The sequence below is a fragment of the Actinomadura sediminis genome (assembly GCF_042675525.1).
GTDB classification, from domain to species: Bacteria; Actinomycetota; Actinomycetes; order Streptosporangiales; family Streptosporangiaceae; genus Spirillospora; species Spirillospora sediminis.
Map to the genome: position 1 here is coordinate 60,911 of NZ_JBHTJA010000026.1, position 10,211 is coordinate 71,121.

General features: G+C 75.5%; 9 protein-coding genes. 3 read left to right on the forward strand and 6 right to left on the reverse strand.

The genetic code is table 11. The features are described 5' to 3' along the window. Positions 1–10: 10 nt before the first annotated feature. From ACFQ11_RS15765 to ACFQ11_RS15785, 5 genes are read right to left on the reverse strand one after another with little or no spacing between them, the layout of a single operon-like run. Positions 11–1,279 carry a cytochrome P450 gene (locus ACFQ11_RS15765; protein ID WP_378299069.1) on the reverse strand — a complete coding sequence of 423 codons (1,269 nt, stop codon included), beginning with the start codon at positions 1,277–1,279 and terminating at the stop codon, positions 11–13. Beyond that, complete coding sequence (locus tag ACFQ11_RS15770) at positions 1,276–1,896, reverse strand: GTP-binding protein (protein ID WP_378299070.1); 621 nt, start codon at positions 1,894–1,896, stop codon at positions 1,276–1,278. The genes ACFQ11_RS15765 and ACFQ11_RS15770 overlap by 4 nt, the downstream gene beginning before the upstream one ends. After that, positions 1,877–2,308, reverse strand: a complete 432-nt coding sequence (locus tag ACFQ11_RS15775) for a DUF742 domain-containing protein (protein ID WP_378299071.1) — start codon at positions 2,306–2,308, stop codon at positions 1,877–1,879. Before ACFQ11_RS15775 ends, ACFQ11_RS15770 begins: the two co-directional genes overlap by 20 nt. Further along, the gene (locus tag ACFQ11_RS15780) at positions 2,305–2,724 is read right to left on the reverse strand and encodes a roadblock/LC7 domain-containing protein (protein ID WP_378299072.1); all 420 of its coding nucleotides are present in this window, start codon (positions 2,722–2,724) and stop codon (positions 2,305–2,307) included. Before ACFQ11_RS15780 ends, ACFQ11_RS15775 begins: the two co-directional genes overlap by 4 nt. Then, entirely contained in the window at positions 2,721–4,625 is a 1,905-nt protein-coding gene (locus ACFQ11_RS15785) for an ATP-binding protein (RefSeq protein ID WP_378299073.1), read from the reverse strand. Before ACFQ11_RS15785 ends, ACFQ11_RS15780 begins: the two co-directional genes overlap by 4 nt. A gap of 327 nt (positions 4,626–4,952) precedes the next feature. Here ACFQ11_RS15785 and ACFQ11_RS15790 point away from each other — a divergent pair, with 327 nt between their 5' ends. Together ACFQ11_RS15790 and ACFQ11_RS15795 are read left to right on the forward strand one after the other, a co-directional pair. After that, positions 4,953–6,122 carry an FAD-dependent oxidoreductase gene (locus tag ACFQ11_RS15790; protein WP_378299077.1) on the forward strand — a complete coding sequence of 390 codons (1,170 nt, stop codon included), beginning with the start codon at positions 4,953–4,955 and terminating at the stop codon, positions 6,120–6,122. 396 nt (positions 6,123–6,518) lie between these two features. After that, the gene (locus ACFQ11_RS15795; RefSeq protein WP_378299078.1) at positions 6,519–7,358 is read left to right on the forward strand and encodes an alpha/beta hydrolase family protein; all 840 of its coding nucleotides are present in this window, start codon (positions 6,519–6,521) and stop codon (positions 7,356–7,358) included. Positions 7,359–7,375: 17 nt separating this feature from the next. Here the strand turns inward: ACFQ11_RS15795 and ACFQ11_RS15800 are convergent, their stop codons facing one another. Further along, positions 7,376–8,662, reverse strand: a complete 1,287-nt coding sequence (locus tag ACFQ11_RS15800; protein ID WP_378299074.1) for a PucR family transcriptional regulator — start codon at positions 8,660–8,662, stop codon at positions 7,376–7,378. A 202-nt stretch (positions 8,663–8,864) separates the two neighbouring features. Here ACFQ11_RS15800 and ACFQ11_RS15805 point away from each other — a divergent pair. Continuing rightward, the coding region (locus ACFQ11_RS15805; protein ID WP_378299075.1) for an AAA family ATPase at positions 8,865–10,211 on the forward strand (1,347 nt) is incomplete at its 3' end.

The window sequence follows — 10,211 nt, forward strand, 5'->3', positions numbered from 1 at the left end:
GCGCGCGCCCTCAGGGCGTGACGCCGGCCGGGTCGAAGGTGACGGGCAGGTCCTGCAGGCCCCGCATCCAGAACGAGGGCCGCCAGCGCAGCTCGTCCGCCGGGACGGACAGCGCGACGCCGGGCAGCCGGTCGAGCAGCACCTCGATGGCGGTCCGGGCGATCATCAGCGCGAGGCGCGGGCACGGGTGGGGGCAGCCGTGCTCCCCGTGCCCGAACGACATGTAGGCGCGGGTGGACGGCTCGCGCCGGCCGCCCGCCGGCCGCGCCCGCGGGTCCCGGTTCGCGGCGGCCAGCCCCAGCACCAGCAGGTCGCCGGCGCTGACGCGCTGCCCGCCCAGGTCGCAGCCCTGCACCGCCCAGCGGCCGATGAAGTTCTGCGTCGGCGTGTCGTCCCACAGCACCCGCCGGAGCGCCTGGTCGATGCTGAGCCGGCCGCCCTGCACGGACGAGCTGAGCTGGTCGTCCTCCAGGATCAGCCGCAGCGCGTTCGCGATCCAGTTGCCGGTGGGCTGCTGCGCGGCGGCCATCACCACCAGCAGGTCGATGGTGATCTCGTCCGGGGTGAGCCCGGCCGGGTGCGACAGCAGGACGGACGGGACGTCCTGCGCGGGCCGGTGCCCGCGGAGATCGACGAGCCCCCGCATCCGCGCGTGGATGCGCTCGTGCGCGCGGGCGGCCCGCTCGTCCGCGTCGAGCGACTCGGCGACGTCCCGCACCAGGTCGGGGATCTCGTCGCCGGGCAGCCCGAACAACCGGGCGATGACGTGCAGCGGGACGCGGTGCGAGTACTGCTCGACGAGGTCGGCCGCGCCGTCCCCGGCGAACGCGGTGACGAGCGCGTCGCACTCGCGCGCGACGAGCCCGGCGAGGACGGGCGGGTCGACGGCGCCGAGCGCGTCCCCGATGGCCCCGGCCCGGCGGCGGTGCGCGTCGCCCTCGGCGAACATCACCGACGGGGTCCAGCCGACGTACGGCATCAGCGGCCAGTCGTCCGGGACGAGATGCCACGCGTTCCAGCGGCGGCAGTCGCGGGCGAACCGGCCGTCGTTGGCGGTGACCTGGTGCAGCTCCCGGTAGCCGATGACGAACCAGGCGGGCACGTCGCCGTCCAGCAGCACGGGGACGACGGGGCCGTGCTCGCGGTGCAGCCACCGGTAGAACTCGGCGGGGTCGGCGGCGTCGGCGCCGGTCACCCGCAGGACCGCCTTGCGGGCGAGCAGGTCGGCGCCCTCGGGCGGGCCCGGCACGGGCGCGGGGGCCTCGGACGTAACGGTCATGGCGCGTCCTCCCGGACGACGGAGTTCTCGCGAAGCTGGGTCAGGTGGCGGACGAGCGCGATCAGCACGCCCTTGGACGAATCGCGGGCGCGGGCGTCGCACTCCACGAGCGGGATGCGCTCGTCCAGGCAGAGGGCCGCGCGGACGCGGTCCAGCGGCGGCCGCGTCCCGGGGAACCGGTTGACCGCCACGACGAACGGCATGGCCTGCGCCTCCAGCCGGTCGATGCAGTGGAACGAGTCGGCCAGCCGGCGCGTGTCGACGAGCGCGACCGCGCCGAGGCTGCCGGTGAACAGCCGCTCCCACAGGAACCGGAACCGTTCCTGCCCGGGCATGCCGAACAGGTACAGCACGCGGCTGTCGTCCAGCGAGATGCGGCCGAAGTCGAACGCGACCGTGGTGGCGCGTTTCGCGTGGACGCCGGTGAGGTCGTCGACGCCCTCCCCGGCCTCCGTCATGACCTCCTCGGTGCTCAGCGGCCGGATCTCGCTGACCGAGCCGACCATGGTGGTCTTGCCGGCGCCGAAACCGCCCACGATCACGATCTTCAGGGCGTCCCGGGCGGTGCGCCGCAGCGGCGCCTCGACGGGCGGGGGATCAAAGATGTTCGAGTCCAACGAGGACCTGCTTCAGCGTTTCGAGGTCGGCCGTGCGCGAGGGGGCGACGGCCGTGGACGGGTGCCGGACGGTGACCCGTCCGGTGTCGCGCATGTCGCGCAGCAGGATCCGCGCGACGTGCACCGGCATCTCGAGGCGGGCGGCCAGCTCCACCAGCGCGACCGGATGTCCGCGGCACAGCCGCAGGACCGCGACCTGCTCCGCGGACAGTCCGCCGCCCGGGTCGTCCTCGGCGACGATCAGCGCGACGACGTCGAGGACGGCCGGTTCGGCGGCGCGCCGGGAGGGCCGCGGGGCGGTCCCGGGACCGGGCGGCACCCGCCGGGCGGGCGGGTCGTCGCCGGTCCCGTCGCGGCCCCGGGTGACCGCGAAGAGCCGGTCGGGGTCGTCGGCGTCCGGCGGCGCGTTCATGCCCGCGCGTCGTGCTCGGGCCGCCGCGGCGCCGCGTACAGCTCGCCGCGGATCTGCCGGGCCAGCTCCTCCATCCGCCGCCCGGCGAGCCCCACGTCGGTGTTCGGCTCGGTCACCACGGCCAGATGGGCGCCCTGCCCGGCCGGGATGATCAGCAGCACGCCGCCGTGGAACTCGACCATCGACCGGCCCGCCGCGACGCCGCCGCCGTCGCCGAACTCGGCGGACGCGCTCAGCGAGAGGCTCTGCACCCCGGACGCGAGCGCCGCGAGCTGGTCGGCCCGGTCGTCGTCGAGTTCGTGCGTGTGGCTGATCCGCAGGCCGTCCCTGGACAGGACGAGTACGTGCCGGACCCCGCGGACCTTGTCCTTGAGGGCGTCCAGGAGCCAGACGAGGCCGCGCGTTTCGGGTGTCACCTTTCCCCTCCATGGGGCTCTTCGGGCATCTCGGTGTCGTCGGGACGGACGTCGCCGGGCTCGGTGCCCTCGGACGGTCCCATGAAGGCGGCGAACGCCTCTCCCTCGTCCTCCTTCTCGGGCTCCGGCGCCCGCAGGCCCATCAGCGCCCACTCCTCCGGGGTGATCGTGGCGCCCCGGCGGCGTTTCGGCAGCTCCATGTCGCCCCAGACGACGACCTCGTGCGGCGCGTCCACGGGTTCCCCGGCCGCCCCGGCGGACGGCCCGGGCTCGGGCCCGGGCTCGGGCTCCGGTGAGGGCTCGGGCTCGGGTGAGGGCCCGGGTGAGGGCGCCGGGACGGTCGCGACGGCGGCGCCGCGCGCGAGCTCGCGCTCCCGCGCCCGCTCGCACTCACGCACCTGCGCCCTCTCGCGCTCGCGCGCCTCCCGCTTCTCTCGCTCGCGCGTCTCCTGCTGCTCGCGCCCGCGCGTCACGACCGTCCGGCCGTCCGGGATCGGCGGCATCCCCGCGAGCCCGGCCGTCCGCCGGTCGCTCGGCACCTCGTCCTCGGTGCCCGGGGCGCCCTCGTCGGACCACGGCCAGCGCTCCACCGGCCGCGTGACGATCTCGGCGGGGACCAGCAGCACCGCGGCGACGCCACCGCGCGAGGACGGCCGGAAGCTGACCTTCAGGGCGTGCTTCTTCGCGAGCATGCCGACGACCGCGAGCCCGACGGACTCGCCCGTCCAGGCGGTGCGGTCGTCCGGGTGAGCGACCAGGTACTCGGCGTGCGCCAGCTCCCGGTGCCGCATCCCCATGCCCGCGTCCTCGACCGTGATGACGACACCGGTGACCTCCTTCTCGACGTACACGTGGACGGGGGTGTCGTCCAGGGAGAACATCAGCGCGTTGTCGATCAGCTCGGCGAGCGCCTGGATGACGCCTTCGGCGTGCGGCCCGTGGATCGCGCGGTCGTGGTCGGTGATGTAGCGGACGCGGCGGAAGTCGTCGCAGCGGCCCATGGCGGCGCGGACGATCCGCTCCATCGGGATCGGCTTGTGCCAGCGCCGCCCCGACCGGCCGTCGCACATCGTCGCGATGCTGTCGGCGAGCCGTCCCATCTGGGAGACCTGGTGGTCCAGGTCCATGATCTCCCAGAACACGTCGGTCTCGTCGTAGCGGAACTCCATCTCGTAAAGCTGCTTGAGGACGCGCCGGACGGCGGCCTGCAGGCGGGCGGCGGTGAGCGCGCAGTTCGCGGTCATGCCCCACTGCCAGCGGCGCTGGTGGGCGATCGCGAGGCCGACCTCGTGGGCGAGCCCGGCGAACGCGTCGGTGGCGGGCCGGTCGAGTTCGGCCAGGATCTCGTGGACGAAGTCGACCCGTTCGGGCATCCGGGTGCGGAACTCGGGGAGGACCGTGCCGGTCAGCCAGGCGGCGTCGGCTTCGAGCGCGGCGGTCTCGGCCCGCGCGCGGTCGGCGTCGGCGCGGGCCGCCGCGACGCCCTCGACGACGACGCGCAGCAGCCGGGCGAGGACGGGGTCGGGGGTCTCGGGCAGGTCGGCGAGGACGGACTCGGGCGCGGCGCCGTCCCGGAGCCCGCCGACGAGCAGCGGCAGCGGCCCGTCGACCAGTTCGCGGAGCCGCCGTTCCAGCCGCTCGTCCTCGCCCTCGGCCACGGCCAGGCAGGCGTCGAGACGGCGGGCGAGGCCGGCGAAGTAGACGGCGGCCGCCGCGGCGGCGCACAGCGCCAGCCCCAGCCCGCCGCCGCCCGCGGCGACCAGCGCCCGGTCGTCCGGCGCGGCGGCCAGGACGGCCGCGAGCCAGCCGGCGCCCGTGGCGAGGACCGCGGCGAGCCAGACCTGGAGCGCGCGTTCGAGCGCGGCGCGTTCAAGGCGGGAACGGTCTGCGTGAAATGTCATCCATCATGTCCTTTTTCGAGGCGGCTGATGGGACCGGACCGGAAGAGGGCCCGCCGTCCGCGGGCCTCCGTGCGAGGTGGCCACCATGATGCAGGAGAATGCTTCGCATGGAGGGATGGTCGGGAAAATTCCGCGAAGAACCCTTCGACAGAATTCCTTTTGACGGCACTTGTCCGACATATACGACAACGCCCCTTACTCGCCTCGACGCGTGTGTCGAGGCCGGGTGACCGGGCTCACAACCGGGCGATGTCACGCCCGCGCCGCCCGTCCCGTCGTTCGGGCGACGTCCGGGAACACCCGGACGACCGCACGGCGGAGGTCCTGATGAACAACGAGATCACCGTGATCGGCGGCGGGCTGGCCGGGCTCGTCGCGGCCATCGCGTGCGCCGAGGGCGGCGCGTCGGTCACCCTGCACGAGGCGCACCGCACCCTGGGCGGCCGGGGCCGCGCGACGCCCGCCCCCTACGTCGCGCACGAGGGCGCGCACGTCTTCTACGCCGACGGCCCCCACTGGACGTGGCTCACCGACCGGGGACTCGCCGGCCCCCTCGGCAGGTACAACGCGCGCATGATGACGCACACCTTCTTCCGCGCGGGCGGCCGGCTGCGGCGCGTCCCGCCCGCCGGGTTCCTGCGGATGGCGGCCCGGACGCCGTTCCTGCGGGCGCCCGTGGACCGCGACTTCCGCTCGTGGGCGGCCGAGCGGTTCGGCGAGCGCACCGCCGAGCAGGCCGCCGGCGCGATCTCCGTCGTCACCTACGACGGCGACACCGGACGGCTGTCGGCCGCGTTCGTCTGGGAGCTGATCGGCCGCGTGTTCGCGCCGAAGCGCCCGGCCGTCCGCTGGCCCGTCGGCGGCTGGCAGGCGGTCGTGGACCGGCTCGCCGCGCACGCCCGCGAGCTGGGCGTCCGGGTCGAGCTCGGCTCCCGCGTCACCGAGCCGCCCGGCACGCCCACCATCGTCGCGACCGAACTGGCGTCCGCCCGCGCCCTGCTCGGCGACCCGTCGCTCACCTGGGAGAGCGGCCACTACGCGATGCTCGACCTCGCCGTCCGCGACGACCGGCGCGACGCGTTCATCGTGTTCGACCTGGACGAGGGCGGCTTCCACGAGTCGTACTCCATGCAGGACCCGAGCACGGCCCCGGCGGGCGAGACGCTGTTCCAGCTCGGCGTGCCGGTCCGCGCGGGCGAGCGCCGCGCCGACGCGCTACGCCGCCTCGACGCCCTCGCCGACGCGGCCGTCCCCGGCCGCCGGGACCGGACGACGTGGTCGCGCACCGCGACCGCCCGGGGCCGCACGGGCGCGCTCGACCTGCCGGGCCGGACGTGGCGGGACCGTCCCGCGATCGACCGCGGCGACGGCGTCTTCCTCGCCGGCGACATGGTCGCGGCGCCCGGAATGCGCGGCGAGATCGCCATGAACAGCGCCGTGCGCGCCGCCGAAGGCGCCCTTCGCGCCGCCATTCCGTCCCGCCGCACCGAGCACTGAACGAAACGCTCCGTACACCGGTAGCTATTTCGCTCCACTATGGTCGAGAAATCGACCATTAGGCTCCTTCTCCACAAAGAAGGAATGGTCGAGGAACGGCCGAGCCGGACGGCACCCGCCGAGGCGGCGGCCCGCGCCGCGCACGCGATCGTGGACGGGCCGTCCGCGCATCTTCGCCGACCCGCTCGTCCGGCGGCTGCTCGGCGGCGTCACCGGACGAGGCGATCGGGCGCGCCACCGGACGGCGGCACGGCCCGGGGGCGCACGACGGGTGATTTCACCGATGTGCGGGCGGCGGACGCCTGCTGACAATGACCGTCGTCCGGGAGCCATTCGGGCTCCTCCCCCCCGGAACAGGAGCGAATCGACGTGAAGGCAACCAGACGTGCGGTGCAGATGCTGGCGGGCGCCGCACTCGCCGCCGGCCTCTGCGCCGTTCCCCAGACCGCGCTCGCGCAGGAGAACCCCTACGAGCGCGGGCCCGACCCCACCGAGCGGAGCATCGAGGCGCCGCTCGGCTCCTACGACGTCGGCCAGAAGAGCGTCTCCAGCCTGGCCGTCCGCGGCTTCGGCGGCGGCACGATCTACTACCCCGAGGACACCGACGAGACGTTCGGCGCCGTGGCGATCGCGCCCGGGTTCACCGCCAGCCAGAGCAGCATGTCGTGGTACGGGCCGCGGCTCGCCTCCCGCGGCTTCGTCGTCATGACCATCGACACCAACTCCCGGTTCGACCAGCCCGACAGCCGCGGCGACCAGCTTCTCGCCGCCCTCGACTACATGGTCGGGGACCGCGACGTCTCCGACCTGATCGACGAGACCCGGCTCGGCGTGATGGGCCACTCGATGGGCGGCGGCGGCACGCTGGAGGCGTCCCTGGACCGTCCGTCGCTGCAGGCCGCCATCCCGCTCACCGGCTGGAACACGCGCAAGAACTTCTCGGCCAGCCGGGTGCCGACCCTCGTCATCGGCGCCGAGAACGACTCCGTCGCGTCGGTGACCTCGCACTCCGAGCCGTTCTACCAGAGCCTCCCGCCGGAGAAGGCGTACGTGGAACTCGCGGGCGCCTCCCACTTCGCGCCGAACACCGCGAACACCGAGATCGCGAAGTACAGCATCGCGTGGCTCAAGCGCTACATCGACAACGACACCCGCTACACGCAGTTCCTCTGCCCCGGCCCCGACACGGGCTGGTTCTCGGACATCTCCGAGTACCGCAGCACCTGCCCCATGTGACCCGCCCGCTCCCCGACCTACCTCAGGGGCCGCCCGCCTCCCCGCGCGGGCGGCCCCGTCCGGTGCCCGCCGGAACCGGCCGCCGGGACGCACGGGCGCGTGCCCGGGCCGGCGTCCGCGCCGCCGCCGTGCAGGCGGACGGCGCTGAGCGCGAGCACCAGCTCCACGAGGTCGCCGGGGCGGGCGAGCCGCCGCCGCGTCAGCTGCTCGATCTTGCGGAGCCGGTTGAGGACGGTGTTGCGGTGGCAGAACAGCCGCTCGGCGGCGCGGGCCGCGGAGCCGCCGCAGTCGAGCCACGTGTGGAGGGTGCTCAGCAGCACCTCCCGGTAGGCGGGTTCGACGTTCGCGAGCCCGCCGAGCGCGACCTCCCCCAGCCGTCCCGCGAGGCGCGGCTGGGACAGCACCAGCGCGTCCGGGAGCCGCTGGTCGAGCCGCGCGATCTGCGGGCCCGGCCCGTGGCAGGTGCGCAGCGCGAGCTCGGCGAGCCAGCGGGCGGTGCCGAGGTCGGCGAGGCTCTCCGCGACGGGGCTGACCCCGGCGTGCCCGCGCGTGCACGGCCCGAGCGCGCCGACCAGGTCGTCGAGGTCGGCGGTGCCGAGCGCGACCAGCGCCACCTGCGCGTTCGCGCGCATCCGCCACAGGAACCGCATGTCGCCGACGTCGCGGGGCCGCAGGTCCACGTCGGCGGTGAACCCGCCGTCCGCGCACACCATCGCGACGGCGTACCGGCCGTTCACCGGCAGCCCGAGGACGGTCGTGGCGGTGCCGAGCAGCCCGCCGTCGGCGCCCTGCCCGTCGAGCAGCGCGTCCACGATGGCGTGGATGCGCTCCTCGCTGCGGCGGGCCAGCGCGAACTCGGTGCGGTGGTAGGCGTCGGCGGCGGCGTCCGACTGCTGGTCGATGGTGTCCCAGGTGCGGGTCGCCTGCCGGACGAGCGCCGGGATGTGCTCGGGGTCGTGGCGGCCCACGGCCTCCACGACGGCCTCCCAGAACACGCGCCCGGCGAGCCGGTAGCCGCGCAGCACGTGCTCGAGCGGCTCCCCCTGCCGGGCGCGGCGCTCGCCGAGCCGGCGCGCCCAGTCGAGATCGGCGCGGCCGCCGCCGGGCTGCAGGATCGCCTCGAAGCCGTGCGCGAGCCCGGTGTGGCACACCTCCCACATGTCGCCGATCACCGCTTCGGGACGGTCGCGGCCGTCCTCGCCGGACAGGATCTCGGCGACGAGCCGGTCGGCGAGCTCGGGCAGCCGGTCCTCCAGGCGGAGGACGGCCTTGCGCAGGACGGCTCCGTCGGCGTCCGCCGTCATGGGGAGTCACCTCCAGGACCGAACGGGGGCATCATGGTCCCACTCCCCGCGCGCGCGGAACCACAATCCGGTGCGGGGACTGTGCCATTGCACAATGCGACGCTTTCGGGATTGCGCCCGCGCCCTGTAACAGAATTCCGCTCTGGACCCGTCCCGTCACTCCGTGCTGACCTATGGGCCCCTGCCCAGAGGGAGAACCGGCATGACAGTGTCACAGGGACGAGAACCGTTGCACGGACGCGTACCCGAGCTGGACGCCATCGGGGACCTGCTCGGCCGCGCCCGCGACGGGCGCGGCGGCGCCCTCGCGATCGTCGCGGACGCCGGCCTCGGCCGGACCGCGCTGCTGGACGAGGCCGCGCGCCGCGCCGCCCCGGACGTCCGGACGATCGGCGCGTCCGGTGTCGCGCGCGAGTCGGCCGTCCCGTACGCGGGACTGCACCGGCTGCTGCGGCCGCTGGCGGACGACGTGGCGCGGCTCCCGGACGAGCACCGCGCCGCCCTCGCCGCCGTGCGCGGCGGGCCCGGCCGCGCCGAGCCGTTCGCGCTGTACGCCGCGCTGTGCGAGCTGCTCGCGCTGGCGTCCCGGGACGGGCCGCTGCTGTGCCGGGTCGACGACGCGCAGTGGCTCGACGAGGTGTCGCTGGACGCGCTGGCGTTCGCGGCGCGCCGCGTGCAGGACCTTCCGGTGGCGGTGCTGCTCGCCGCCCGCGACGACCACCGCGTCGCCGACCGGCTCGCCGGGATTCCCCGCCTCCGGCTCGGCCCCCTCGACGAGGACGCGAGCCTGCGGGTGCTGCGGGACGCGATCGGCGACGCGGTCGGCGGGCCCCTCGCCGACGCGATCGTCGACCTGGCCGACGGGTGCCCCCGCGCGATCCGCGACCTCGCCGCCGCGCTCACCCCCGGCCAGTTGTCGGGCGCCGCCGCGCCGCCGCGGGCGCTGCCGCCCGGCAGCCCGCTGCGGGCCCTGCACCGCAGCCGCTACCTGCGGCTCCCGCCGGGGGCGCGGCGCCTCGTACTGGTCGTCGTCGCGGACGAGTGGGTCGGCGCGGGGACGCTCGACCGGGCGGCGAGCGCCGCGGGCATCGGCGCGTCCGACGTCGAGGCGGCCCGCGAGTCGGGGCTGCTGCGGTACGAGACGGACGCGGTGACCGTCCGGGACCGGCTCGTCCGGTCGTCGCTGTGGGCGGACGCGACGCGCGCCGAACGCACCGCCGCGCACGCGCTGCTCGCCGAGGTGCTCGTCCACGACTGGCAGTACACCGGGCGGATCTGGCACCGGGCGGCGATGACGGGCGGCACCGACGACGTCGCCGCCGCCGAACTCGCCCGCGCCGCCGTCGCGTCCCAGGGCTCCGGCCGGTACGCCGACTCCTGGCGGATGTGGCAGCGGGCGTCGGCGCTGACCGCCGACCGGGCCCTCGCCGCCGACCGGCTGCTGTCCGCCGCCGCCGACGCGTGGGCGAGCGGACGCCCCCGCCGCGCCCGCCCGGCCCAGCGGCGGCTCGCCGCGTTCCGCTGCGAGGGCGACCGCGCCGCCCGCGCG

Excerpts from the sequence above, each read along its gene's own strand:
- ACFQ11_RS15765 (WP_378299069.1), bottom strand. The coding sequence starts at position 1,279 with ATGACCGTTACGTCCGAGGCCCCCGCGCCCGTGCCGGGCCCGCCCGAG.
- ACFQ11_RS15775 (WP_378299071.1), bottom strand. The coding sequence starts at position 2,308 with ATGAACGCGCCGCCGGACGCCGACGACCCCGACCGGCTCTTCGCGGTC.
- ACFQ11_RS15785 (WP_378299073.1), bottom strand. The coding sequence starts at position 4,625 with ATGACATTTCACGCAGACCGTTCCCGCCTTGAACGCGCCGCGCTCGAA.
- ACFQ11_RS15790 (WP_378299077.1), top strand. The coding sequence starts at position 4,953 with ATGAACAACGAGATCACCGTGATCGGCGGCGGGCTGGCCGGGCTCGTC.
- ACFQ11_RS15795 (WP_378299078.1), top strand. The coding sequence starts at position 6,519 with ATGCTGGCGGGCGCCGCACTCGCCGCCGGCCTCTGCGCCGTTCCCCAG.
- ACFQ11_RS15800 (WP_378299074.1), bottom strand. The coding sequence starts at position 8,662 with ATGACGGCGGACGCCGACGGAGCCGTCCTGCGCAAGGCCGTCCTCCGC.